The sequence below is a fragment of the Streptomyces sp. NPDC102437 genome, from assembly GCF_044765565.1.
Classification (GTDB): Bacteria; Actinomycetota; Actinomycetes; order Streptomycetales; family Streptomycetaceae; genus Streptomyces.
Genome location: NZ_JBIWKI010000066.1, coordinates 1 through 23,867 on the forward strand (window position 1 = coordinate 1; position 23,867 = coordinate 23,867).

The 23,867-nt window shown below is 69.4% G+C and carries 20 protein-coding genes and 3 pseudogenes; 16 read left to right on the forward strand and 7 right to left on the reverse strand.

Annotated elements, in window-relative coordinates:
* Window positions 1-94: 94 nt before the first annotated feature.
* Window positions 95-277, reverse strand: coding sequence for a hypothetical protein (locus ACIRJP_RS38815; protein ID WP_404185241.1), 183 nt, complete (start codon window positions 275-277; stop codon window positions 95-97).
* Window positions 278-432: 155 nt separating this feature from the next.
* Here ACIRJP_RS38815 and ACIRJP_RS38820 point away from each other — a divergent pair, with 155 nt between their 5' ends.
* The 4 genes from ACIRJP_RS38820 to ACIRJP_RS38835 all read left to right on the forward strand — a co-directional run bounded on the left by ACIRJP_RS38820 (window position 433) and on the right by ACIRJP_RS38835 (window position 3,249).
* Window positions 433-1,155 (forward strand): DJ-1/PfpI family protein, encoded by a 723-nt coding sequence (locus ACIRJP_RS38820; RefSeq protein WP_404185244.1) that lies wholly within the window; start codon window positions 433-435, stop codon window positions 1,153-1,155.
* A gap of 91 nt (window positions 1,156-1,246) precedes the next feature.
* Window positions 1,247-1,369 (forward strand): hypothetical protein, encoded by a 123-nt coding sequence (locus tag ACIRJP_RS38825; RefSeq protein ID WP_404185247.1) that lies wholly within the window; start codon window positions 1,247-1,249, stop codon window positions 1,367-1,369.
* A gap of 345 nt (window positions 1,370-1,714) precedes the next feature.
* Window positions 1,715-2,800: a transposase gene (locus ACIRJP_RS38830; protein ID WP_404185250.1), complete on the forward strand. Its 1,086-nt coding sequence runs from the start codon at window positions 1,715-1,717 to the stop codon at window positions 2,798-2,800.
* Window positions 2,701-3,249, forward strand: coding sequence for a transposase (locus ACIRJP_RS38835; RefSeq protein ID WP_404185301.1), 549 nt, complete (start codon window positions 2,701-2,703; stop codon window positions 3,247-3,249). Before ACIRJP_RS38830 ends, ACIRJP_RS38835 begins: the two co-directional genes overlap by 100 nt.
* Window positions 3,250-3,456: 207 nt before the next feature.
* Here ACIRJP_RS38835 and ACIRJP_RS38840 read toward each other — a convergent pair whose 3' ends face one another.
* Window positions 3,457-4,104: a hypothetical protein gene (locus ACIRJP_RS38840; RefSeq protein ID WP_404185253.1), complete on the reverse strand. Its 648-nt coding sequence runs from the start codon at window positions 4,102-4,104 to the stop codon at window positions 3,457-3,459.
* Window positions 4,105-4,176: 72 nt separating this feature from the next.
* On the opposite strand from ACIRJP_RS38840, the pseudogene ACIRJP_RS38845 reads away from it, so the two are divergent.
* A pseudogene (locus tag ACIRJP_RS38845) lies at window positions 4,177-4,859 on the forward strand (transposase); the annotation flags it as partial.
* Window positions 4,860-5,237: 378 nt separating this feature from the next.
* Here the strand turns inward: ACIRJP_RS38845 and ACIRJP_RS38850 are convergent.
* Together ACIRJP_RS38850 and ACIRJP_RS38855 are read right to left on the reverse strand one after the other, a co-directional pair.
* A complete protein-coding gene (locus tag ACIRJP_RS38850) occupies window positions 5,238-5,630 on the reverse strand; it encodes a hypothetical protein (protein ID WP_404185256.1) in 393 nt (130 codons plus the stop codon).
* Between the two features lie 147 nt (window positions 5,631-5,777).
* Window positions 5,778-5,945, reverse strand: a pseudogene (locus ACIRJP_RS38855) (IS630 family transposase); the annotation flags it as partial.
* Between the two features lie 487 nt (window positions 5,946-6,432).
* Between ACIRJP_RS38855 and ACIRJP_RS38860 the strand changes: the two are divergent.
* The 11 genes and pseudogenes from ACIRJP_RS38860 to ACIRJP_RS38910 all read left to right on the forward strand — a co-directional run bounded on the left by ACIRJP_RS38860 (window position 6,433) and on the right by ACIRJP_RS38910 (window position 19,150).
* Window positions 6,433-7,689 (forward strand): ATP-grasp domain-containing protein, encoded by a 1,257-nt coding sequence (locus tag ACIRJP_RS38860; protein WP_404185259.1) that lies wholly within the window; start codon window positions 6,433-6,435, stop codon window positions 7,687-7,689.
* Window positions 7,686-8,519 carry a Rossmann-like domain-containing protein gene (locus tag ACIRJP_RS38865; RefSeq protein ID WP_404185261.1) on the forward strand — a complete coding sequence of 278 codons (834 nt, stop codon included), beginning with the start codon at window positions 7,686-7,688 and terminating at the stop codon, window positions 8,517-8,519. The genes ACIRJP_RS38860 and ACIRJP_RS38865 overlap by 4 nt, the downstream gene beginning before the upstream one ends.
* Entirely contained in the window at window positions 8,516-9,607 is a 1,092-nt protein-coding gene (locus tag ACIRJP_RS38870) for a PLP-dependent cysteine synthase family protein (RefSeq protein ID WP_404185264.1), read from the forward strand. The genes ACIRJP_RS38865 and ACIRJP_RS38870 overlap by 4 nt, the downstream gene beginning before the upstream one ends.
* Window positions 9,604-10,658: pseudogene (locus ACIRJP_RS38875) on the forward strand (enolase C-terminal domain-like protein). Before ACIRJP_RS38870 ends, ACIRJP_RS38875 begins: the two are co-directional and overlap by 4 nt.
* The gene (locus tag ACIRJP_RS38880) at window positions 10,655-11,914 is read left to right on the forward strand and encodes an MFS transporter (RefSeq protein ID WP_404185267.1); all 1,260 of its coding nucleotides are present in this window, start codon (window positions 10,655-10,657) and stop codon (window positions 11,912-11,914) included. The pseudogene ACIRJP_RS38875 and the gene ACIRJP_RS38880 overlap by 4 nt, the downstream one beginning before the upstream one ends.
* A 14-nt stretch (window positions 11,915-11,928) precedes the next feature.
* Complete coding sequence (locus ACIRJP_RS38885; protein ID WP_404185270.1) at window positions 11,929-12,735, forward strand: class I SAM-dependent methyltransferase; 807 nt, start codon at window positions 11,929-11,931, stop codon at window positions 12,733-12,735.
* A 52-nt stretch (window positions 12,736-12,787) separates the two neighbouring features.
* The gene (locus ACIRJP_RS38890) at window positions 12,788-14,374 is read left to right on the forward strand and encodes an ABC transporter substrate-binding protein (protein WP_404185273.1); all 1,587 of its coding nucleotides are present in this window, start codon (window positions 12,788-12,790) and stop codon (window positions 14,372-14,374) included.
* Entirely contained in the window at window positions 14,371-15,324 is a 954-nt protein-coding gene (locus tag ACIRJP_RS38895) for an ABC transporter permease (protein WP_404185276.1), read from the forward strand. Before ACIRJP_RS38890 ends, ACIRJP_RS38895 begins: the two co-directional genes overlap by 4 nt.
* Complete coding sequence (locus ACIRJP_RS38900) at window positions 15,321-16,106, forward strand: ABC transporter permease (RefSeq protein ID WP_404185279.1); 786 nt, start codon at window positions 15,321-15,323, stop codon at window positions 16,104-16,106. The genes ACIRJP_RS38895 and ACIRJP_RS38900 overlap by 4 nt, the downstream gene beginning before the upstream one ends.
* Window positions 16,103-17,773 (forward strand): ABC transporter ATP-binding protein, encoded by a 1,671-nt coding sequence (locus ACIRJP_RS38905; protein WP_404185282.1) that lies wholly within the window; start codon window positions 16,103-16,105, stop codon window positions 17,771-17,773. The genes ACIRJP_RS38900 and ACIRJP_RS38905 overlap by 4 nt, the downstream gene beginning before the upstream one ends.
* 564 nt (window positions 17,774-18,337) lie before the next feature.
* Window positions 18,338-19,150, forward strand: coding sequence for a serine hydrolase (locus tag ACIRJP_RS38910; RefSeq protein WP_404185285.1), 813 nt, complete (start codon window positions 18,338-18,340; stop codon window positions 19,148-19,150).
* Window positions 19,151-19,960: 810 nt separating this feature from the next.
* Here ACIRJP_RS38910 and ACIRJP_RS38915 read toward each other — a convergent pair.
* The 3 genes from ACIRJP_RS38915 to ACIRJP_RS38925 form a co-directional block, all read right to left on the reverse strand.
* Window positions 19,961-21,124: a serine/threonine-protein kinase gene (locus ACIRJP_RS38915; protein WP_404185288.1), complete on the reverse strand. Its 1,164-nt coding sequence runs from the start codon at window positions 21,122-21,124 to the stop codon at window positions 19,961-19,963.
* Window positions 21,121-22,908 carry a serine/threonine protein kinase gene (locus ACIRJP_RS38920; protein ID WP_404185291.1) on the reverse strand — a complete coding sequence of 596 codons (1,788 nt, stop codon included), beginning with the start codon at window positions 22,906-22,908 and terminating at the stop codon, window positions 21,121-21,123. Before ACIRJP_RS38920 ends, ACIRJP_RS38915 begins: the two co-directional genes overlap by 4 nt.
* Window positions 22,909-23,269: 361 nt before the next feature.
* Window positions 23,270-23,867 (reverse strand): hypothetical protein (locus tag ACIRJP_RS38925; RefSeq protein WP_404185294.1); only part of this gene is annotated, 598 nt, incomplete at its 5' end.

The window sequence follows — 23,867 nt, forward strand, 5'->3', positions numbered from 1 at the left end:
CGCCTCGATCGACAACCTCGCCAAGCGCATAACGGACGAGACCACCCCCACCTGGCGAGGAACCTACTAGGGCAGAAAGGGCAATTTGCCTAGATCAAACGCCCTCTGAGGAGCAGCGCACCGGGCGGCCCTGCGGGGTTACCAGTCGGACGTCGTAGGGCGGACTCGCACCGAGGCGGTTCGCTCCGTCGAAGGCTGTGGTCACGCAGGCGATCTCCACGAGTTCCGCATCGTCGTAGGCCACGACCACCACGCGGTGGCGGACAGCTGTCGTCATGCCTACGACACTACCGAACCCGTCCAGGAGACAGGTATCCCAGGATTCCGGACATGTAGTCCGGAGGATCTGCCGTGGAGGCGGTGGGTGAGGGTTGTCTGGGCAGCAGCCCGCCGCCAGGCCATCAGCCACCCAACGACTTCAGGAGTCCCGTCATGACCGAAACCTCGCCCGAGCTGTCCGCGGACCCGGTGAAGACCATCGCCTTCGTGCTGTACCCGGGGCTCACCCCACTGGACATCGTCGGCCCGCTGCAGGTCTTCGCAGCGTTGGGTGATCTTGTTCCCGGCTACCGCACGATCGTGGTCGGCGAGCGGATCGAGCCGATGCCGAGCGACACCCCGCTGTCCCTGGTGCCCAGCCACACCTTCCAGGAAATAGCGGATCCGTACGCAGTGATCGTGCCCGGCGGCCTCGTCCCAACCCTGGCCGCGCTGGCAGACGAGAGCCTGCTGCGGAACCTGCGCGAGACCGCGGCGCGGTCCCAGATCGTCGGCTCGGTGTGCACCGGCTCGCTGCTGCTCGCGGCGGCAGGGCTCCTGAAGGGCCGCCAGGCCACCACGCACTGGATGTACCGCGACCTGCTCCCCCGCTTCGGGGCAACGCCGGTCACCCAGCGCTGGGTCGAAGACGGGCACTTCATTACCGCCGCCGGGGTCTCGGCCGGCATCGACCTGGCACTGCACTTGGTCGGCCGCCTCGCCAGCAGCGAGGTGGCGCGCATGGTGCAGCTGTTCATCGAGTATGACCCCGAGCCGCCCTTCGGCCCCATCGACCGGACAACTGCCGACAGCGGCCAGTACGCGCCCTTCGCCCGGCAGCTGCTCCAGAGCGCCCTCGCCGACCACCCTGCCCTCCTGGCGCACCTGAACACCTGAGCATCGTGGGCAGCCGGGCAAGTCACTCGCCTCCGACGGAGCTTACGAAGCGCTGCCCGGCCCGCAGCGCTGGCACGAGATGGTGCTCGTCATGGAGAGACAGATCCGCCTCGACCGCGACGAAGCCCGCACCGACCTCGTCGCCGGCCAGCACAGCATCTACTCCACCGCTCAGCGCTACTCCCACCGACCCTGCGCGGAAGAACACCCATGAACGACACCACGTGGTCCTCGTAAATGCTCGAACCCAGCGCCTGGCCTCACTTGACTCTGTCGGGGATCTTGGATTTTCGGGTGCGGCAGCCTGGTCAACGGGCATGCTCGGGTAGTTCCGATGACCGATGCAGCTGTCGAGGTGCCCGTTGTCCCTCCGCCCCCGTTCCGGTGAGCAAGTCCCGCCTCTGACTGCGCAGGTCGCGCGGGGAGCAATCCGAACGGCACGACCGCGATATGGGTGCGTGATCGGCTGGATGGGCTGTGGTGCGACGAGGACTTCGCTGACTGGTACCCACGTGACGGGCGTCCGGGTCTCTCGCCCGCTCAACTGGGCACCGTCTGTGTGCTGCAGTTTCTGCTCGGCCTGTCGGACCGGCAGGCTGCCGAGGCGGTCCGCTGCCGCATCGACTTCAAGTACGCGATGGCCATGGAGCTGGACGACCCCGGCTTCCACCACAGCGTGCTGGCCGACTTCCGCGACCGTCTGGCCGAAGGCGACCGTGCTGACCGCCTCCTCGACCTCGCGCTGGCCCGCCTCAAGGAGTACGGCCTGGTGCGGGAGCTCACCACACAGCGCACCGACTCCACCCATGTCCTGGCCGCGGTGCGCGACCTGACCCGCCTGGAGCCGATCACCGAAGCGGTACGCGCCGTACTGGAAGAAGTCGCCGGCACCGCCCCTCACCTTCTGGACGAGCTGGTCGACGAGCAATGGGGACGCCGCTACGGCCGACCGGTCCGCCTGGGCAAGAACCCCACCAAGCCCAAGACCAGGATCCTCGCCACCGGAAACGATGCCGTCCGGCTCCTGGAACACCTCTACCAGCACGGAGCAGACCGCGCGTTCAGCCCCCGTATCCAGGCGCTGCGCCAGATCATGGTGCAGAACTACCACCGCGACGCCGCAGGACACCTGCGCTGGCGGAGTGCCGAGGCGGAAGGCGGGCCCGGGCTGCCGCCCTCGTCCCGGGCGATCGTCTCCCCCTACGACATTTCGGCCCGCTACGCTCGTCACGGACACATCATCAGCTGGAAGGGGTTCTCCGCTCACCTGACGGAGACGTGTGCTCCGGACGGCCCCAAAGTGATCACGGACGTGGCCACCACCGCGGCCACCCACACGACAGCAAGGTCCTGCCCGGCATCCACACCCGCCTGCACCGCCGCGGCCTGCTACCCGCCGAGCACCTGGTCGACAGCGGCTACACCTCCCTGGTCCACCTGGACCAGGCCGCCCGACAACATCAGGTCACCGTCACCGGACCGCTGCCGGGCAACCCCACCCACCAGCACCGCCAGAATGAAGGCTTCGGCCGGGACGACTTCCACATCGACTACGACCGCCGACAGGTCACCTGCCCCCAGGGCCAGGTCAGTCGGGGCTGGCACGGCCCCTGCCCGACCTCCTCACCCACCGCGGCCCCGCTGATCGTGGCACGGTTCACCAAGGGCCAGTGCCACCCCTGCCCGGCCCGCGCCCAGTGCACCACCTCCCGCGAAGGCGCCCGCAACGTCGGGTTTCCTCCACGCGAGCTCCGCGACCCTCACCTCCGCGTCCGAACCGAGCAACAAACGCCCGAGTGGAAGACCCGCTACGCGGTCCGCTCAGGAGTAGAGGGCACGGTCAACGAGTTCGCCCACGGCCACGGCATGCGCCGCAGGCGCGGTGTCAGGGCGGGCAGGGTGCGGCCTGTCGGGCAGACGACGACGATGCCGGCGAGCGCGAGGCGAGCCGCAGGACATTCGGCCGACCAGCGGGCCAGCAGATCTGGAACGTGCTGGACCGCGCTGCGAGCCGGGGTCTCGCTATCGGGATCGGTGTGCTGCGGGGTGGCCGGCAAGGTGGCGCTCGGCCACGGCAGCGGCTCTGAACAGTAGGCCAACGGCCTGGAACCGGTGTCGGGCGGTAATCCGGTCATCGACGGCGAAATCCGCTGGACCAGCCAGCACGAGACCCTCGCACAGAACAACGCTGCCCAGGCGTCCTTCGGCACCACGAGCGAGCAGTAGGAACGAGCTCGACGACTCGTCACGCCTTCTGCCGACTGACGCACCGCCAAGAGCTCTCTGCGGTGCAACCGGCGGCTAGAAGACTGCTGAAATGCCTGGCCGCAGGATCGACCGTCCGGCCACCAGCGCCGCACGGATCGCTGCGAAGTTGGCGCCGCCGTGGTCGAGAAGGTCGGTGGCCAAGACGTCTTCGAGCTCCAGCTCGTCGTCGATATCGCTCGCGAAGTTCTGGCGGTTCGGATGACCCATGACGAACGCCTGGGGATCTTCGGCGAACACCATGTTGAAGCCCGAGGTGTTGATGACTATGCGGGCGGTGGTGCGTCCGCAGACGACAAGGATGCCGTAGTTGTCGTGACCAAAGACTCCGTTCGACGCGGTCAGGTCACCGCGCACCACCACGTTCGGCTCTCCGGCGACGAAGATGTTACGTGCCCGCAGGTCTCCAGTCACCAGCAGAAAGCAGCCGCCACCGTGGGACGACCACGACAGGTCCCCACCGACTGTCAGGTCCCCCGCCACGATCACGTTGCAGGGATTCCAGTCACCGGGTGGTTGTGAGACAAGATCGCCGTCAACGGTCAGACCGGTGGCGTACAGGCGAATCTCCTGATCGCGAGCGAAATCCCGGTACGGATACCCGACGTCGGCCGACACCGCGAACCTCCTTTCGGCCTGTTCAGCGTCGAGGATTCGATGTTGTGGCAACAGACTCGCGGACATGCTGCCCAATGTAGGTGATCAATCCCAAGGGGCGCCTGCGGAGACGAGAACGAGGGCGTCCAAAATTGCTTTGTGACGAGCAACCTGGACACCCTCGCGACAGCACTCTATGCGACGGCCGACGACCTGCTGAAGGAGCATCCGGACTTGGCACCGTGGCGACCACCGGTCAGCATTGCACCGCGCCTGAGCTGAGCGATGCCGAACTGGTCACCCTCGCGATGATGTAGGCCATGCTCGACTTCACCTCCGAGGCCAAGTGGCTCCGCCACGCCCGCGCCCACCTGCGGCACCTCTTCCCCTACCTGCCCCAGCAACCTGGCTACAACAAGCGGCTGCGTAAGGCCGCCCGCCTGCTCCGCGGGATCACCCGAATCCTGGCCGCCAACACCTCGGTGTGGAGCGACGACGTATGGATCGTGGACTCCACACTTGTGGAATGCGGCCGCTCACGCGAGACCGTCAAACGCTCCGACCTCGCCGGATGGGCTCAGTCCGGCTACTGCGCCAGCCACAGCCGCTTCTTCTGGGGACTGCGCCTGCACCTGATATGCACCCTTCAGGGACTGCCCGTCGCCTTCGCCTTGACCGGAGCCAAAGCCGACGAACGTGAAACCCTCCTCGACCTCCTCGCCGCCGAACCGGACTTCCTTCAAAGCAGACCCGGACAGACACTGATCGGCGACAAGAACTACTTCGGCCGCGCCTTCGAACACGAACTCGCCGAGCACGCCTTGAGTAGCGCGCGGTCGGCCGCGTCCGTGCGGTTCGTCAACGAGGTGGCGGGCAAGCCGAACGCGGTGAGCAGCGCGGCCCGCAGTTGCGGCAGTGGCCCCGGTCGGCGAAACGGCACTCCGGTTCTGTCAGGGGGCGCCGTCCTAGCGGCGACGGTGGCAATGAGAGGCAGGCATGGTCTGCTCCCCCGGAACTGTGTGCGAGGCCGCGCGCCGTCCGTTCCCACCCCCGCTCGGGTTCGGCGTATGGCCATCACCCCGGCCAACGAGCACCACGACCCGTCAATCGGTCTGCAACACCCGTCGCGCGTCGCCCGTTGGGGCCGCCCCGGTGCGCTCTACCCGGCGTGTATCCGGCCCGTGCAACCGTTCGTGGCTGCACGGGGTGAAGACAGGCGGCTACTTGGGGGCGGCGAACGAAATGGTGCCCGTGCCCTTGAAGCGCTTGCCGTCGTCGAGCTTCCCTAGTTCCAGTTCGAACGTCCCCGGCTTGAGGCCTTTACCGATAGTCGCCCTCGCACCTGCACGGCACTTGATCGTCTCGGTGCCGATGTCGGTGTTGATGCCGCCTGTTGCCCGCAGCAGCACGGTCATGTCCCGTTTGGGATAGTTGCAGTTCTTGACGGTGAAGTGGACAGCGCCGCCACCGGTCTTGAATTCGGGTGTCAGCCAGAGGTGGCTGTAGTTGAAGTTCACCGTCCGGCTGGCCGCCTCTGCTTGTGCAGCCTGCATGACGACGAGAGCACAGGCGCAGGACAGAGCGACAGAGGCTCGGGGCAGACGCCGCTTCACGGTACGAGCGTGGTTCATATGACCCTCTCGCGAGGTAGGGGAATGAAAGGATCAATCTTCTCGAACTGGTCGTCAGCGGGATATCACACGCGCGGGTGACAGCGCCCCGGCGATGTTGCTTCTCCAAGACTGCAGTCAGGCTTGCCGCGTCTTCAGGCGTTGAGAGGAGACGCCTTCCTCGCGGAGCAGGATGCGCAGGCCCTCGCGGCTGATGTCGTCGACCACCCCGTCGGAGACCAAGAAGTCCGCCAGCTTCATCAGGCTCCACACCGAGAACGGCAGGTCATGATCGGTCGGCTTGGACTTCGCGAGGCGGTCGGGGCGACCCGGATTCCTTGTTCGTGCGCGCTTCCGCGTTGCGGACCTCTCGCAGATCAGGCGTTTGGCCTGCTCGTCGACCGACAGGCGGAGGGATCTGGACCTCCTGGCCACCACGTCAGCGCCTCTCCCGAACACTCGCCCAGCCATCCGAAGCGACGTACGGCACTTCCAGCACCTCGGATAACCGCGCGTCGAACCGAAGGCCGCGCACACACTCCGGCCAAGGCGATACCTAGATCACGCGCCAAGAGCAGCGCGGCAGCGGCAGGCGGGCGCGGTCCACAGCGACCGGAGTCCGTGTCCCCGCGGCCGACGCCGCGTGGCATCGGCACCGCGCGCGGTCTCACGTCCAGAGAATGCCTCCACGCTAATGACAATGAAAACTATTACCAGTAATGTCACCCCGGTCGGTCGCGTGCACCCCGGGTCGGCGTCATCACTCCGACCGCATACCTCAACCATGCTGTGAGAAAGGGAAGTTGTGGCTCATCTGCTGATGGTCGAAAGCTGGGTCGGGTCCATGGGCAGACTGCTGCCAAGAGCCATTCGAGAGGCAGGTCACGAGTTCACCTTTCTCACCCGTGACCTTCACCACTACCTGCGCTCTGCCCCGGAGGGCGCGACGCATCCCCTCCTCTCCTCCCGCCACGTGCTCACCACGGACACCAATGACGCCGACACCGTGCTGCCCTTCGTCGAGCGCACCCACGACGTCCTGCGTTTCGACGGAGTGATCACTTCCTGCGACTACTACCTCCAGACGGCTGCTCAGGTCGCAGCGCGCCTCGGGCTGCCCGGTCCCACGCCTGAGGCGGCCGGGAACGCGTGCCGCAAGGACGCGACCCGCCATGCCCTGGCAGAGGCCGGTCTGCCGGGACCGCGGTTCGCCGTGTGCGCGGACTGGGCAGACGCCGCCGCAGCGGCCCACGACATCGGCTACCCGCTGGTCCTGAAGCCCGTGGACCTGTGCGCTGGGATGTTCGTACGCCGCGTCGACAACGAAGCCGCCCTGGCTCACGCCTATCGCGCGCTCGCCGCCTTCCCCGTCAACGCCCGCGGACAGCGCCGCTACCCCGTGGTGCTGCTCGAAGAACTCCTCGATGGCCCGGAAGTAAGCATCGAAACCGTGTCCCACGGCGGTACCGTGCACGTCGTCGGCGTCACCGACAAGAGCGTCGGCGGAGCCCCTGGGTTCATCGAGACCGGCCACATGTTCCCCGCCGCACTGGATCCGGCGGACACCGAGGCCGCCGAGGAGACCGCGTGCCGGGCGCTCAAGGCCCTCGGTCTCGACCAGGTCGTCGCCCACACCGAGATCAAGCTGACGGCCGACGGGCCACGTCTCATCGAGGTCAACCCCCGGCCCGCCGGCAACCGCATCACCGAGCTCGTACGTCGTGTGACCGGCATCGACCTCGCCGCCGCCTGCGTTGACGTCGCCCTCGGCCGCGCGCCGGACCTCCGCCGCCGTGACACCGGGCTGACCAGCGCCGCCATCGGCTTCCTGGTGCCCGACGAGGACGGCGTACTGGAGAGCGTCGACGGCGCCGACACCGTCCGCGCGGCCGACGGCCTGCTGGAGCTCCAGCTGGCCGAGCCCGGCAAGGCCGTCAAAGCCGCCGGCAGCAACAACGAGTACCTCGGCCACGTCATGGCCGGGGACGCCCAGGGGCCCGCCGCCCTGACACGCGTCGAAACCCTCCTCGCGCAGCTGCGTCCCCGGCTGGTGACCCGATGACCGTCCCCACCGGCATACGCGCCGCAGCCTCCTCGTACGACGACCTCGTCCAGCTGGTGCTGGCCGGCCGCATCGGCCCCGATCCGCGTACCCAGCGAATCGCCCTCGCCTTCACCACCCGACAGGCGGTACGACACGAAGGACGCGGCTCCGGCTACCGGAACGAAGTGCTGAGCCTGCGCCTGGCCGAAGTCGTCGGGTCCTGTGCGGTCGAGCCGGGCGAGCTGCCCGACGGCGCCGTCGAGGACTGCGTCGGCGCGGACATCGCCCGCCTCGTCGAACACGGACTGCCCCCGGTCCGGGTCGCCGCCCTCGACGCGTACCTCATGCACGCCCTGCCGCACGGCCCCGAGAACGGCGCACGACCCTGCCTGCTGACCGCCGGAACGTCGCTGGAGAAGTCCAGGGCCAGGGCCAAGGCCGTGGTGGAGCTCATCGACGCCTCCCCCGGAGCGACCGTGCTCGTGGTGGGGGTGGTGAACTCACTGCTGGAGGCCCTGCGGGCACGCGGTCTCGCGTACATCCCCTGCGACCTCAAGGGCGGCACGACCGAATGGGGCGAAGCGGTACGCACCAACTTCCTGGCGGAGCTGGAGCGCTGCGACGCGATCCTCGCCTCCGGCATGACCCTCGGCAACGGAAGCTTCGAGCCACTGCGCCGGCACGCACAGCGCCACGGCACCCCCCTTGTGATGTTCGCGCAGACCGGCAGTGCGGTCCTGCCACGCCTGATCGGCTCCGGCGTCACCGCGGTGTGCGCGGAGCCGTACCCCTTCTTCTGGCTGGACGGCGGCTTGGGGACCATCCACCGCTACGGAGAAGCCCGGTGACCACGATCCTCCTCGACTCCGCGCGCGCCACGGGCAACCGGGAGCTCCTCGGCCTGCTCGGCCGCACCCCTCTCGCCCGCGTCACCGTCGACCTGCCCTGCCCGCAGCCGGGCTTCTGGGCCAAGCTGGAAGGACTCGGCGTCGGCGGTATGAAGGCCCGTGCCGCCGTCTCCATGTTGCTGGGCGCCCGGAAACGCGGCGAACTGCGGCCGGGCGCACCCGTGGTGGAGTCCACCTCCGGGACTCTCGGCATCGGACTGGCCTTCGCCGGACAGGCCCTCGGCCACCCGGTCGTGCTGGTCGGCGACAGAGAGCTGGAACACTCGATGCGGCAGCTGCTCTGCGCGCACGGTGTACGCCTGGAGCTCGTCGACCGCCCGGCGGCCGAGGGCGGCTGGCAGGCCGCCCGGCTCGCCCGGCTGCGCCAACTGCTCACCCTGCTGCCCGACGCGTACTGGCCCGACCAGTACAACAACCCGGACAACACGGCGGGTTACGCCTCCCTCGCGGCTGAGCTGGCCACCCAGCTCGATCACCTCGACGTGCTGGTCTGCAGTGTCGGAACCGGCGGCCACAGCGCCGGCATCAGCGGACCGCTGCGACGCCACTGGCCCCGCATGCGGCTCATCGGCGTGGACGCCACCGGCTCCACCATCTTCGGCCAGCCTGCCAGGCCCCGCCTCATGCGCGGCCTCGGCAGCAGCATCCACCCGCGCAACGTCGCCTACGACGCCTTCGACGAGGTCCACTGGGTCGGCCCCGCCGAGGCCGCCGACGCCTGCCGCCGGCTGGCCCGCGGTGCCTTCGTCAGCGGCGGCTGGAGCACCGGCGCCGTCGCCCTCGTCGCCGCCTGGGCCGCCCGCGTCCACCCCGGCACTGTCGTCGCCACCGTCTTCCCCGACGGACCGCACCGCTACCTCGGCAACGTCTTCGACGACGACTTCACCACCGCCCACGGCATCGCCCCCGCCACCGCCGCCACCCGCCCTGTCGAGATCCCACACCCCAAGGCCGTGGAAGCCACCGGCTGGGCCCGCTGCCGCACCGTCACCGATCCGCTCGCCACTCCCCAGGAAGAGAACCCGTGAAGGCCCGCCAGCGCACCGTACGCCTCGGCCTCACCGAACCGCTGCGCATCTCCCGCTCCACGATGGCGGCCCGCGAGGCCGTGTGGCTGACCATCGAGCACGAAGGACAGCAGGGCCACGGCGAGGCCGTGACCAGCGTGTACTACCGACTCGACGCCAACGACCTCGGACGGCTGCTGCACACGCAATCCCAGTGGCTGGCCCGGTTCACCGATCCCGAGAGCGCCCTGGAAGACTTCCGGGCCGGTGCCGGACACGCCGCCCCGCCGGCTGTGACCGCTGCCGTGGAGTCCGCATTGCTCGACCTCGTCGGCAAGCGCCAAGCGTCCCGGTCCACCAACTCCTGTTCGCCCGAAGTGACCCGCCCCGTGCCGCGACCGCCCACACCATCGGCATCACCGCACCGGAGCGGGCCCAGGCACACGCGGCCAGCCTCGTACGCGCCGGATTCTCGGTCCTCAAACTCAAGGCCGGCGCTCCGGACGCAGCCGAAGACCTGGCCCGTGCACGGGCCGTCCGCACCGCCGCCCCCCACGTCCGGGTGCTCCTCGACCCCAACGGAGCATGGACCGTCCAGGAGTCCGAGCGACTGCTCCCACTCTTCGCGGAACTGGGCGTCGAAGCCGTCGAGCAGCCCTTGGCGCCCGGCGATCCGGAGGCACTGGCGAAGCTCGCGGAGCGCTCGCCGCTTCCCGTCATCGCCGACGAGGACGCGGTCGGCATCGAGGACGCCCGCCGCCTCGCCGGGCGGGTTCAGGGCATCAACGTCAAGCTGGCCAAGTGCGGCGGCCCCAGCGCCGCCCTGCGCATCGCCGAACTCGTCGCGGGCACCGGAACCGAGCTGATGCTCGGCTGCCTGACCGCCAGCACCCTTGGCATCGCCCCCGCCGTCCACCTCGCCGACCGCGCCCGCTGGGTCGACCTCGACGGCCACCTGTTGCTCGCCGACGACCCATGGACGGGCATCGGCGGTACCGACGGCATCGTACGGGCGAGCCGGGACCCGGGCCTGGGCATACGCGAGCGCCGCACCGAGGAGGCCATGACATGAAGACATGGCACGAGATACGCAGCTTCCCGCTCGCGATCCGGCTCCTCCTGGTCAACCAGCTCGGCGTCAACACCGGCTTCTACCTGCTCGTCCCGTACCTCGCTCTGCACCTGAGCGAGGACCTGGGGATGTCCGCGGCCGTCGTCGGCATCGTGCTCGGCGTGCGCAACCTCAGCCAGCAAGGGCTGTTTCTTATCGGCGGGACGGCGTCGGACCGGCTCGGAGCACGCGGCGTCATCATCGCCGGATGCGCCCTGCGCACCGTCGGCTTCGGACTGTTCGCACTCGGCGACTGGCTGCCCGTACTCCTCGCCGCGTCCGTGCTCAGCGGCCTGGCCGGCGCCCTCTTCAATCCGGCGGTGCGCGCCTATCTCGCCCTCGAAGCAGCGGAGCGCAAGGCGGAGGCCTTCGCCCTGTTCAACGTCTTCGCCACCACCGGCGCCCTGATCGGACCACTGCTCGGCGGCGCACTGCTGCTGGTCGACTTCCGTGTCTCCGCACTCACCGCGGCCGGGATCTTCGCGCTGCTCACCGTCGCCCAGGCCATGGTGCTGCCGGCCCGCGAGGTCGCACCGACCGGCAGGACCGTCGTCGCCGACTGGCGCGAGGTGATCGGCAACCGAGGTTTCCTCGCCTTCGCCCTGGCCATGGTCGGCATGTTCACGCTGGAGAACCAGCTGTATCTGCTGCTGCCCGACGGGGCGCGGCGGGCCACCGGCTGGGAAGGCGCCGCCGGGCTGGTCTTCCTCATCGGCACACTCACCAACCTCTGGCTCCAGTTGCGCATCACCACCGCGCTGAAGAAGCGGGGCAGCAGCGCGCGTTGGATCAGCACCGGACTCGTGCTGATGGGGCTGTCCTTCTTACCGCCGATGGCGATGTCGGGGCACGACAACACCCCTGACGGTCTCGCCGACGCGGCGCTGCGCGCGCTGCCCGTCCTGGCCGGTGCCCTGCTGCTCCACCTGGGCGTGATGCTGGCCCAGCCGTTCGTGATGGAACTGGTCCCCGGCTTCGGCCGTGCCGAACTCACCGGCACCTGCTTCGGCCTGTTCTACATGGTCTCCGGCATCGCCGCCGCCGTCGGCAACACGGTCGTCGGCCTGGCCATGGACACCGGTGAGCGCACCGACACGCCGTGGCTGCCGTGGGCGTGCTGCCTGGCCTTCGGACTCTCCTCCGCCGCCGCTGTCGCCCGGCTGCACCGCCGCCGGGTCCTTCCCTCCCGCCCCCCGTCCGTCCCCGCGACAGCATGAGGAGCAGGCCACCCATGACCGCCACCACTGTGAACCTGCTCACCGACAACCCCGCGCTGTACGAGACCCGCTTCCCCGACCCCGAACGGCTCGCCGGACGCTGGACCGAGGACTGCCTGCGCCGGTACGGGCCGCCCGGCCCACGCGTCCTGGACATCGGCTGCGGCACCGGCCGCGACGCCGCCCACCTGCACCGCGCAGGACGTACGGTCACTGGCGCCGACCTGTCCGACGCGATGCTGGAGTACGCCCGCGTCCGACACCCCGGTCCGGCATACGTCCGGGCGGACCTGCACGGCTTCGACTTCGAAGAACACTCCTTCGACGCCATCGTGTGCCTCGACAGCGCCCTGCTGTACTGCCACACCAACGACCAGCTCGACAGGTTCCTGGCGTCCTGCCGCCGCGCACTGATGCCTGGCGGATTGCTAGTCGCGGAAATGCGCAACGGCGCCTTCTTCCTCGGCCGCACGGAACTCCTCGACGCTCCGTCCACCAACGGTTTCACCTGGCGGGGAACCACCTACCGCTCCGTCACCACGCTGACCGTGGACAGGACCGCCCAACTGCTGCGCCGTACACGAGTGTGGACCGCCGACGACGGCACCGCGCCGGTCGAGCAGCACTCCGCGTGGCGCCTGCTCTTCCCCCAGGAGCTGCGCCATGTCCTGGCCGCCCACGGCTACGAGGTGCTCGCCCTGTACGACGGGCCGGGCCCGCGCACCGAGCCACCGTGGCAGGAGGGCGACCTGCCCGCCGCGACAGCCGCCGCAGATCGGCTGCATCTGGTCGCCCGCCTCATCCCGGCGCCCCGCACCTGAGACCCCCGCTTCTTTCCGCTCGCACAACAACAGCAGCAGCAAGGAACACTCCATGAACGACACCTCCGTGAACGACCCGCGCTTCCCCGGTCTGCACCGCCGAGGCGTCCTCGCGGCAGGCGCCGTCGGTCTCGGCGCCCTCGCCGTCACCGGCTGCGCCGGTACCGGACCGGCCGGCGACACCTCCAGGGCCGACAACAAGCCCCGGCGTGGCGGACGGCTGCGCGCCGCGTTCGCCGGCGGCGGCGCGAGCGAGACGCTCGACCCGCACCTTGCCAACCTCTTCGCGGACGTGGTCCGTGCCAAAGCCCTCTTCGACAAGCTCGCCGACTACGGCCCCGACCTGTCCGCCCAGCCCCGGCTGGCCGTGACGTGGGAACCGAACGCCGGCCTGAACCGCTGGAAGGTCACGCTGCGCAAGGCCGTCTTCCACAACAGCAAGCCGGTCACCGCCAAGGACGTCCTGTACAGCTATCGGCGCATCACCGATCCGAAGCAGGCGTTCCGTGCCAAGGCATCCCTGGAACCCATCGACCTCGATGCGAGCCGCTCGCTGGACGACCGGACCGTCGAGTTCGTTCTCAAGCGCCCGACCGCCGAGTTCCCCAACGTGCTCGCCGCGTTCGGCGCGTACATCGTGCCCGAGGGCGAGCAGGACTTCGACGACGATCCGGTGGGCAGCGGCCCCTTCCGCTTCGTCGCCTTCGCCCCTGGCAAGTCCGCGGTCTTCCGGCGCAACGAGGACTACTGGGACGGCTCCCCCTTCCTGGACGAGCTGGAGTTCATCGTCGCCAACGAGGAGTCCGCCCGCGTCAACGCCCTGCTCGGCGGCCAGATCGAATACGCCCACGAGCTCAACCCCACCACCGCCCGCGCCCACGAAGGCAAGGGCCGAATCGAGATCATCCGGCTCCGCAACAGCGCCATGCAGTCCTTCGCGATGAAGACCGACCGCCCTCCCTTCGACGACAAGCGCGTACGGGAGGCGTTCTTCCTGATCGCCGACCGCAAGGAGCTGGTCGACGGCGCCCTGTCCGGCGCCGGCGAGATCGGCAACGATCTGTTCGGCAAGGGCTACGAGTACTACGCCGCGAGTCTGCCTCAAAGGGAGCAGGACCTCGACCGGGCCAAGGCACTGCTCAAGCAGGCCGGCGCCGAGAATCTCGAGGTCACCCTCGACACCTCGCCCGTCGCCGCCGGATTCGCCGAAGCCGCCACCATCTTCCGCGACCAGGCCGCCCGAGCGGGTGTGACCATCACCGTCAGGACCGGCAGCAAGGAGAGCTACTGGAAGGACATTCTCGAATCCGGAACCCTTTGCTCCTACCGCTCCGGCGCCATGCCCATCGAGGCCCACATCTCCCAGCGCCTGCTCACAGGTTCCACCACCAACGCCACCAAGTGGCAGCACAAGGACTTCGACGCCCTCTACCAGCAGGCACAGTCCACCAAGAACAAGACCGCCCGCGCCGCCGTCCACGAGCGCATGCAGCGCCGCCTGCACGCCGAAGGCGGCTTCCTGGTCTGGGGCTTCGCCGACTGGCTCCTCGGCACCGCCCGCAACGTCCGTGGCGTCGAGACCAAGGCACCGGCGAACTCCCTCGACTGGGCGCGCTTCGACAAGGTGTGGCTCGCGTGACCGGACTCCGGCCCTGGATCGCCCGGCGGCTCCTGCTCGGTGCGGCACAGACGGCAGCCGTCGTGCTGCTCGTCTTCGCTCTCACCGAGGCGCTGCCGGGCGATGCCGCCGTCGCCCTCGCCGGCGACCAGCCCGACCCGGAACGCATCGCCGCCATCCGCGAGGCGATGGACCTCGACCGGCCCGCGCACGAACGCCTGGCGGACTGGGCGGCCGGGCTGCTGCACGGGGACTTCGGCACCTCCCTGGCCTCCGGTCGCCCCGTCAGTACGTACATCGCCGAAGGCTTAGGGCCGACACTGCTGCTCGCCGCCCTGACGGTCGCACTCCTCGTCCCCGTCGGTGTCGGCCTCGGTGTCCTCTCCGCCCGCCACGAGGGCCGATTCACAGACCGGCTGATCAGCTCGGTGACGCTCGGCGCCTACGCCGTACCCGAGTTCGCCTTCGGCATACTGCTGGTCACTGTCTTCGCACTACGCCTGGGGTGGCTCCCGCCGACCGCCGTCGGCTACGGCACCGACCTCCTGGCCCACCCCGCCGCGCTGGTGCTGCCAGTGCTCGTCCTGCTCTCCCGCCCCGTCTGCTCCCTGGCCCGACTCGTACGCGCCGGCATGATCGACGCACTGGCTTCGCCCTACGCGGCACACGCCCACCGCTACCGCGTTCCGGGCGCCCGTATCCGCTACGGACACGCTCTTCCCAACGCCATTGCGCCCGCCACCCAGCAACTTGCCCGCACCGTCGACTGGTTGCTGTGCGGCGTCATCGTCGTGGAAGCGATGTATGTGATCCCCGGCCTCGGCACCGTCCTGATGAACGCCGTCGCCGAGCGGGACGTACCGGTCGTCCAGGGCCTCGCCGTCGTCTTCGGTATCACCGCCGTCCTCCTCAACCTCGGTACCGATCTGGTCACGCGCCACTTCGCCCCCCGAACGGAGGTGGCCGCATGAAGTCCCGTTTCGCACTCGGCGCCGTCGTCGTCGGCTTTCCCCTCGCCCTGGCCCTTCTGGGACCGCTGTTCACGGGTGGCCCCGGGCCCCGGGCCGCTTCGTTCACGCTCGGCGGCGGACACTGGCTCGGGACCGACTTCGTCGGCCGGGACGTCTGGCGCCAGGTCCTGCTCGGGGGACGTTCCGTGGTGGTCGTGGCGCTGGCCGCGGCCGCCCTGACCTACCTCGTGGCGGTCCCCATCGGCCTCGCCGGCGCGCTCACCCACCGCACATGGCTGGAAGAGCTTGCCATGCGGCCGCTGGATGTGCTGCTCGCCGTGCCGTCACTGCTGATGATCCTGCTCGTCTCCGCCGTCTTCACGCCCGGTGCCGTCGGTCTCGCCATGCTGGTGGCGCTCGTCAACATCCCCGACGCGGCCCGGATCGTACGGGCAGCGGCAGCCGAGGCCGCATCGCGTCCGGCGGTCGAAGCGCTGCGGATGCAGGGCGAGACGTGGTGGCGCACGGCCGTCGGCTACGTCGGCCGGTCCCTCACGCGTACGCTCGCCGCCGACGCGGGCGTACGGCTGACCGGTGTGCTGTACCTCGTCGCCACTGCGGCCTTTCTCGGCGTCGGTGTCGAGCCGGACGCGGCCGACTGGGCTGTGATGGTGAACCGCAACCGCACCGGCCTGTATGTCCAGCCCTGGGCCGTGGTCGTGCCCGCCCTGCTCATCGTCGGCCTCACCATGGGGACCAATCTGCTCGTCGATGCCCAACTGGAGAAGAGGAAGCGGAAGTGAAGGCCGACAACGCCGTGAACGCGGTCGCTGAGATCGAAAACCTGCGCGTGGAGGTCGGCGGCCGGGCCATCGTCGACGGCGTCGATCTGCGGGTGCTCCCCAACACGATCACCGCCCTCGTAGGCGCGTCCGGCAGCGGCAAGACAACCACTGGCCTCGCCCTGCTCGGGGAGTACCCTGCAGGCGCACGCGTGACCGGCAGCGTACGAGTACCCGACGGCCTGGTCGGATACATCCCGCAGCACCCGAGCGCCGTCCTCAATCCCGCCCGCCGCATCCGTGCCCTGCTTTCCGACATCGCCCGCACACAGATACGGCACCTGCCACGGCAAGGCCGCCGAGCCGCCATCCGCAAGCGCGTCCTGCGAGCCCTGTCACTGGCCCAGATATCCGACGCCGAGGCGATGCTGGGCCGATACCCCCACCAGTTGTCGGGCGGCCAACAGCAGCGCGTCGTCCTCGCACAGGCACTACTGCTCGGAGCCAGGATGCTGGTGGCCGACGAGCCGACCACCGGCCAGGACGCGCTGACAAAACGAAGCATCGTCGACCAGCTCGCCGCCGTGGCCCAAGAAGGAATCGCCGTCGTCCTGCTCAGTCATGACCTCGATGTCGTACGCACGCTTGCCGACGAGGTTCTGGTCATGCATGACGGGCACGTGGTCGAGTCCGCGCCGGCCGAGCGCCTGTGGCTCGCACCACGGCACCCCTGGACAGCCGAACTCCTGGCATCCGGAACCACCACCAGACCCATCGAACCGGCATCCGAAGGAGACACGGTCCTCCAGACCGGGCCCCTCACCGCCCACCACGGCCGAACGGCAGTACTCCGCACACCTGGACTCACCCTACGCACCGGCAAATGCCTGGCCGTCGTCGGCCGCTCGGGCAGCGGAAAGACCACTCTCGCCCGCTGCCTGGCAGGCCTGCACCGGAACCACGACGGCGAGATCCGTCTCAACGGCACCAAGCTTCCGCGCAGCCTCAGGGACCGCACGCGCGAGCAGCTCGCCGCGGTCCAGTACGTCTTCCAGGACGCCAGGGCGGCGTTCGACGAACACCGCCCGGTCCTCCACCAGGTGGCCCGAACGGCGCTGCGGCTGCGCGGAACGGTCGAGGAAGACGCCCTGGCCGAAGCACTCACCACTCTCGTCGGCCTCGGCCTGAGCGAGGACCTCGTACACCGTCGCCCCGGCCGACTGTCCGGCGGGGAACTCCAGCGCGCCGCGCTGGCCCGCGCCCTGCTGGCCCGGCCACGCGTGCTGATCTGCGACGAGATCACCTCAGGCCTCGACACCGTCACCCGGCAGAGCATCCTCGACACCCTCACCGGACTCGTGGGTGACCGAGGCGACCTGTCCCTGGTGCTGATCACGCACGACCTCACCACGGCTGCCCTGGCCACCCGTATCGCCGTCCTGGAGGCCGGCCACCTCGTCGAAGAGGGACCAGCACACCGACTCCTCACCACACCGCAGCACCCGTCCAGCGTACGGCTGATGGAGACCGCCGACACGGACGCGCGCTGCTCACACCAGCGGGACCCAGCCGAGGAAGATGTGACCGGCGGCCCCGTAGCGCAGGATGTCGTTGGGTCCTGTCGGGGAGCGGACGGGACCGGCTGGCACCCCGGCGGTCCACCGGGCGGGGTTCGCGGTCGGTGGTGACTTCGGCGCCGGAGGGCGAGATGGCCGAAATCGGCGGCACCCCGGCCGGATGACCGTTGAGGATTCCGGTCTCCGCAGCGTCCCCGTAGCGGTACCCGGGCGCCCGTCCCTCGCAGGGCGTGAGCCGACCTGCCACCTTGCCGGTCGTGAGGGCGCCACTTCTGGGGCACTTTGTCGAATATCACACGAAATCAAGTCCCACACTTCGCCCGCTTCGCTCCATATGTCCAAAATGTTCGATCACGTGCCACGTATCGTCGGCGTTGGCGGGTGAATTCTCAGAATTCGATCCGGTACGACTGAGCCCCGACTCCCACTCATCGATTCTCCGCAGCCCGGACAGATACCAGGGCGACAATCTGCTGGAGCCCGGCCGAGCTGAGCGACTGTCAGCAATCACAGCGGAAGCCGACCCTCAGCCGGCCCCACAACGCGCGACAAGGTGACCTTCAACACACAGCGGGACAGGACACAGCCTTCATGTATGGATCACGAATATTGGCCTGCTCGCGGCGCTCTCTGGCCACTGCCCTGACCGCAAGCTCCCTGCTCACCGTATTGACCATGGCAACCCCAGCCTCGGCCGACACCGCCAGTGCCACGGCGGGGGACGCGAAGGTCTTCTGCACCTCGAAGAGGCCGGGCCTGGCCTCCGAGCTTTCCCGCGACATCGCCAGCGCTCTCGGCGGGCGAGAGGGCACATCGTCGCTGGCTCTGTACGACCGGATCACTGCAACCACCTGCGAACTCAAGCCCAACACGCATTTCGACTCCGCCAGCGTGGTGAAGATTTCAGTGCTCGGATCACTGCTGCGGCAGGCCGAGGAGGCACACCGGAAACTGACTCCGCGGGAGGTGGAACTGACCACCGCCATGATCACCCAGTCGGACAACGACTCCACCTCGGCCCTCTGGCACCAGATCGGCGCCGCCGGCTTCAGCAGGTTCCTCACTCTTGCACAAATGCGGCATACCGTTCCCGGCTCCGGGAAGAGTTGGGGCCTCACCCAGATCACCGCCGGCGACCAGCTCCGGCTGATGCAGCTACTGACGACGGAGAACGCGGTGCTCGGCCCCGCGTCGCGCGGCTACGCCCTCGATCTGATGAATCGCGTCACGCCCGGCCAGAAGTGGGGGGTGCCCGCCGGATCACCCGCCACGACAACGGTGCACGTCAAGAATGGCTGGCTGCCGCGCACCACCGGCGGATGGCGGGTCCACAGCGTGGGCGCCTTCACCGGCGGCGGTCACGACTACGGCATGGCTGTCCTCTCCACCGGCAGCCGCACCATGGACTACGGCATAGACACCATCGAAGGAGCGGCCCGCGTCATCCACCACGACCTGAGCAGCGCGGGCTCTGCGGCGAGCCGCTGACCGGAGGGCTACCAAGACCGGCTGATACTCCAGGCACCGACTACGCCGCCGAGCGCCAGGCTCCGTACCGTCCAGCAAGGTGGACTTCCAAAGGGTCAACGGCTCAAGTCACGCCTGCCGGTGCCGTGGTCGGAGCCAATGGCCGCTTGCCGGCCGGAGTGGTGGGGTCGCCGCGGAGGAAGACTGCCTGGGCGGAGAGGTCCTGCCCTCCCCTGCGGCGAGCCGGGCCGCGGACAGGGGCGTTGGCGAAGGCGTGCCGCTCGGACGTCGTCCACTCCGAGGCCCCCGACCGCCAGACTTCCTTGAGGGGACGATGTGGTCGATGTCGATGCGGGAGGCGGAGTCGATGGTGAGGCCGTCGTACTCGGAGTACCAGGTGCCGGACACGACCCGGCACTGGTCGTCCTGGACCACGTCCTGGCCGTCCCGCTGAAGTACGACCTCGCGGGTGTCGCACTTCCCGGACTGGCTGATCCGGTGCGGGAACTTCGACCGGGAGTAGCCGGGGACGTCGTCCTCGTCGTCCACCGCCAGGTCCGCGAGCAGCTCACGGGCCTTGACCGCGTCAGGCGGTTCAGTGAGTTCACGCAGGGACGGGGCTTGGCCGGTGGAGGCTTGAGGGCCGGCGTCCGGGGCGGCGGCGGTCAGCGCGAGCCCGGCAAGAGCCGAGAGGGCTGTGAGGGGGACAAAGCCAACCCGGGTCTGCAGCGGAAGACGGCCTCGCGCTACACCGACGTGCGCGAGCGTGACGGGGTGAACATCCGGCGGGAGAACGACCGCCGACCTCCCAACGCCGTAGAGAGGTCGGGCTCAATCAGTGGCCACGACGACCACGATCGCGATCACCGTGGCGAGGACAGCCAGTCCGCCGAGGAGGAACAGGCCGAGGCCCACGCAGTTCGCGGCGAAGCTTCCTGCCGCGCGCCAGCCCTGGGGGGAGAGGCCGGCGATGCGGCGGGAGGGCGTTCCGGTGTACAGGGGGTTCTCGGCGTACGTGGGGCTCTTGCCGTACAAGGCATCGGCGTCGTGCACGGGTCCTTCGTCGTATGCGGGGCCTTCGACTCCCCGCGCCGGGTCTCCCGCGTGTTTCTCGGCCAGTTCCCGCCCCTGCTGCTGATACGCCAGGACGATCCCCGCCCAGCGGTCCGGCATCCGGGACGCGCCCGCCCGGCCCATCGCCTCCGCCCGCTCCCGCAGCTCCCCCGGACACGGCCGGTCCGCCGGATCGGCCGCGAGGCACGCTGACACCAGCCCGAGCAGCGGCTCCGGTACCCCTGTGGTGTCAACGGCGCCACGTGCGACGAGCCCCAGCAGCCGTATGGGATCGCCGATGTCGGGGTAGGGAGCCCGGCCGGTCGCCAGGGTGCACAGCGTCGCGCCGAGCGCGTACAGGTCCCCCGCCGGAGTCGCCGGTTCGCCGCGCGCCTGCTCCGGGGCTATGTACGCGAGCGTGCCCAGCGTCAGCCGCGTCCGGGTCAGATCAGTGGCGTGCGAGATGCCGAAGTCGATGACCTTGACGCCGTCGGCCGGCAGCAGGATGTTCTGCGGTTTGAGGTCGCGGTGGACCACACCGGCCGCGTGTAGCGCCGTCAGAGCCGTCGCGCATTCGGCGGCCAGCCAGGCGACGGTCACGGCGTCCACGGGCCCGCCTCGGGCGACGAGTTCGCCGAGGGAGGGCGCCGGTATGTACTCCGTCGCCAGCCACGGCCTCCGCGCCTCGGGGGCCGCGTCCAGCAGCCGGGCCGTATGCCGTCCCGGCACCCGCCGGGCCAGGGCCGCCTCCCGCGCGAACCGCTGCCGGTCGGCGTCGCCAATCTCGTCCTGTGCCAGCAGCGTCTTGACCGCCGCCAGTTCGCCCGTGACGGAGTGCACGGCGAGGTAGACGCGGCCCATACCGCCGGCGGCGAGCCGGCCCACCAGCCGGTACGGACCGAGGTCCGGCGGATCGGACCGGTGCAGCGGGCTCGGGGTCACGCCAGGGCCAGACACAGCAGTCGCCCCCGTTCGGTGAACCGGTACTGCACGACGGCCTCTTCGGGGCAGCCTCGCTCGACCTGCACGGAGGTGACCACCCGCAGCACCGCCTGCCCCCGGGGAGGCGTGCCGGAGCAGTCGACGGTGGTGGCGAAGACTGTGTCCCCGACGATCGGCGTGACCTGGAGGACGGCGTTGTCCGTCGGTTCAGGCCCGAGCACGCACTCCCCGTCGGTGAACCTGCGCTCCAGACACAGGCTGACCATACCCGCGCCGCTTTGTCGCGTCCACGCCATCGCCCCGTCACCGCCCATGCACCGCTCGACGAGCCCGCCCTTCTCCCGCGCGATCACCCTCCACGGCGCATTGGTCGCGGTGCGGCAGTCGGCGGTCCGGGGTGCCTCGTCCATCCAGCCGTGTTCGAGGTCGAGGCCGGTGGTGACGCAGTCGCCGGTCGCGACGGCGTCGAAGGCGCGGTCGGTGGCGTCCAAGTTGTCCGCCTGGCTGTACCAGTAGTAGCCGTACGCGGCACCGCCGGCGAGGAGCAGGAGGATGGAGGCCATGACGGTCTGTACTGAGCGGACCAGGACACGGGCACCTCTGCTGGTGCCGGGGTGGTCGGCGGGTCTGAGGGTGTCGGCTTTCGCACGGGAGGGGCCTTCGCCCTCCGCTGCGACTCCCGTACGGGACGGCCCTTCGGTCTCCGTATGCGCCGGGTCCCCGTGCGCGGTCTCGGTATCGGGCGCCTCCCGGAGCACCTGCGTCGCCGCCGTCCCGTCCTGCGTCTCTTCGCGCAGCACCCGCGTCCGTGCCTCGTCCTCCGGCGCCTCGGCACGCGGGTCGGCGGCCAGGGCGCGGCCCTGACATGCGTAACCCTCGATCAGCCGCGTCCACGGCGTCGGCAGCCATCCGCCCGCGTCCGGCGCCGTCGGCATCTCGGCCAGATCGAAAGCGAACCGCTCCAGCAATTCCTCCGCGCTCGGCCGGTCCTCCGGCGACAGCGCAAGGCAGGCGCGGACCACCGGCGCGAGTTCCTCCGGCAGCCCGGCCAGATCTGTGTCCGCCTCCGCCACGTACGTCAGCAGGAGCAGCATCTCGGTATCGGGTGGATAAGGGGAGCGCCCCACGGCGAGATAGAAGAGGGTGGCACCGAGCGAATACACGTCGGACGCTGCGGTGGAGGGCTCACCGCGCGCCTGTTCGGGGGACGTGAACGCGATGGTGCCCAGGGTGAGCTGGGTACGCGTCAGGTCCGCCGCGTGCGAGATTCCGAAGTCGATGAGGCGCGGACCGGAGAGCTCCAGCAGCAGATTCTGCGGTTTGACGTCCCGGTGCACGATGTCCTGCCGGTGCAGCTCCACCAACGCCTCAAGCGCGCCGCGCGTCACCCAGCGAGCGGCCGTCCCGGTCAACGGCCCAGCGCGGCACACGAGTTCGGAGACAGACGGCGCGGGCACGTACTCCGTCGCCATCCACGGTCGCTCCGCCTCCGGATCGGCGTCCAGCACCCGGGCGGTGCGCACTCCCTCCGCGCGCCGAGCAACCTTCACCTCGCGTGCGAACCGCCGCCGGTCCACATCACCGATGTGCCCCTCGGCAAGAAGCGTCTTGAGCGCAACCAGCGATCCGTCGCCCCGCGACCGGGCGAGGAAGATCCGCCCCATCCCGCCCGCCGCGAGCCGTCCGAGCAGCGTGTACGTGCCGAGGTCCGTCGGATCGCCCTCTTCCAGCGGCTGGATCCTCGCCCCACGGCCAGCCCCGGACGTCTCTCCCTCAGCGGACAACGTCAGCCTCCCCCAGCTTCCCGTTTGCCTCAGCCCCATGGTCGACCCCGCAGTGTAGCCAGGGGCCCTCATCCAGCAAAGTGGTCCACGATCACGGCCGGCATCGCCCACCACCCCTTACCAGCAGACGCCGACGCCCTGCGCACCCGTACCGTGACCCAACCAGGCTCTCAGAGAGCATGGCGCCCTGCGGGTCAGGAGGCTCACCGCTGTCGCGTGATGTCGTTCAGATCGCCGGAACAAGGCCTTGCTCCGGGGCGCTCGCGCCGACTGGCGTCGTAGTGGCGGACATCGCTTGGTCACCGGCAGCGAACCCGGGCCCTGGACCTGGATGTCCAGGGCTCAGGGTCGATTCGCAGGCTCAGGCAGCCGAGGCCTTGACGCCGCCCTTGCCCCGGTAGTCCGGGGTCTGCGTCTTCTTCTGGGACTGCTTGTGCTGCCCGGTACGCGTCGTGGTCGTGGTGGTGGTTGTCTTCTTCTGGTCCCGGAGCTTGGCGGTGCGGTCGGTGACGCAGGTGTCGTACCCGCCGCACTCGGCACGGGCCTGCTGGTACAGCGGATCCGCGTTCGACTTCTTCGCCTTCTTCGTCGACTCCGCGATCGCCTTCGCGTTCTGGGTCTTGTGCTGGTTCGTCTGGCCGGTCTTGGCGGTCGTGGTCTTGTTCACGTCCGTGGTGTGGGGCTGGGTGCCCTTGGCGGAGGTTGTCTTCTTCTGGTCCCGGAGCTTGGCGGTGCGGTCGGTGACGCAGGTGTCGTACCCGCCGCACTCGGCACGGGCCTGCTGGTACAGCGGGTCCGCGTTGGACTCCTTGGCCTTCTTCGTCGACTCCGCGATCGCCTTCGCGTTCTGCTTGCGCAGCTTGTCGGTGCGGTCGGTGACGCAGGTGTCGTACCCGCCGCACTCGGCACGGGCCTGCTGGTACAGCGGGTCCGCGTTGGACTCCTTGGCCTTCTTCGTC

Bases quoted from the DNA above. Each gene is read 5' to 3' on its own strand.
- ACIRJP_RS38885 (WP_404185270.1), top strand. From the start codon at position 11,929: ATGACCGCCACCACTGTGAACCTGCTCACCGACAACCCCGCGCTGTAC.
- ACIRJP_RS38840 (WP_404185253.1), bottom strand. From the start codon at position 4,104: ATGTCCGCGAGTCTGTTGCCACAACATCGAATCCTCGACGCTGAACAG.
- ACIRJP_RS38820 (WP_404185244.1), top strand. From the start codon at position 433: ATGACCGAAACCTCGCCCGAGCTGTCCGCGGACCCGGTGAAGACCATC.
- ACIRJP_RS38825 (WP_404185247.1), top strand. From the start codon at position 1,247: ATGGAGAGACAGATCCGCCTCGACCGCGACGAAGCCCGCACCGACCTC.
- ACIRJP_RS38865 (WP_404185261.1), top strand. From the start codon at position 7,686: ATGACCGTCCCCACCGGCATACGCGCCGCAGCCTCCTCGTACGACGAC.
- ACIRJP_RS38880 (WP_404185267.1), top strand. From the start codon at position 10,655: ATGAAGACATGGCACGAGATACGCAGCTTCCCGCTCGCGATCCGGCTC.
- ACIRJP_RS38910 (WP_404185285.1), top strand. From the start codon at position 18,338: ATGGCAACCCCAGCCTCGGCCGACACCGCCAGTGCCACGGCGGGGGAC.
- ACIRJP_RS38900 (WP_404185279.1), top strand. From the start codon at position 15,321: ATGAAGTCCCGTTTCGCACTCGGCGCCGTCGTCGTCGGCTTTCCCCTC.
- ACIRJP_RS38890 (WP_404185273.1), top strand. From the start codon at position 12,788: ATGAACGACACCTCCGTGAACGACCCGCGCTTCCCCGGTCTGCACCGC.
- ACIRJP_RS38815 (WP_404185241.1), bottom strand. From the start codon at position 277: ATGACGACAGCTGTCCGCCACCGCGTGGTGGTCGTGGCCTACGACGAT.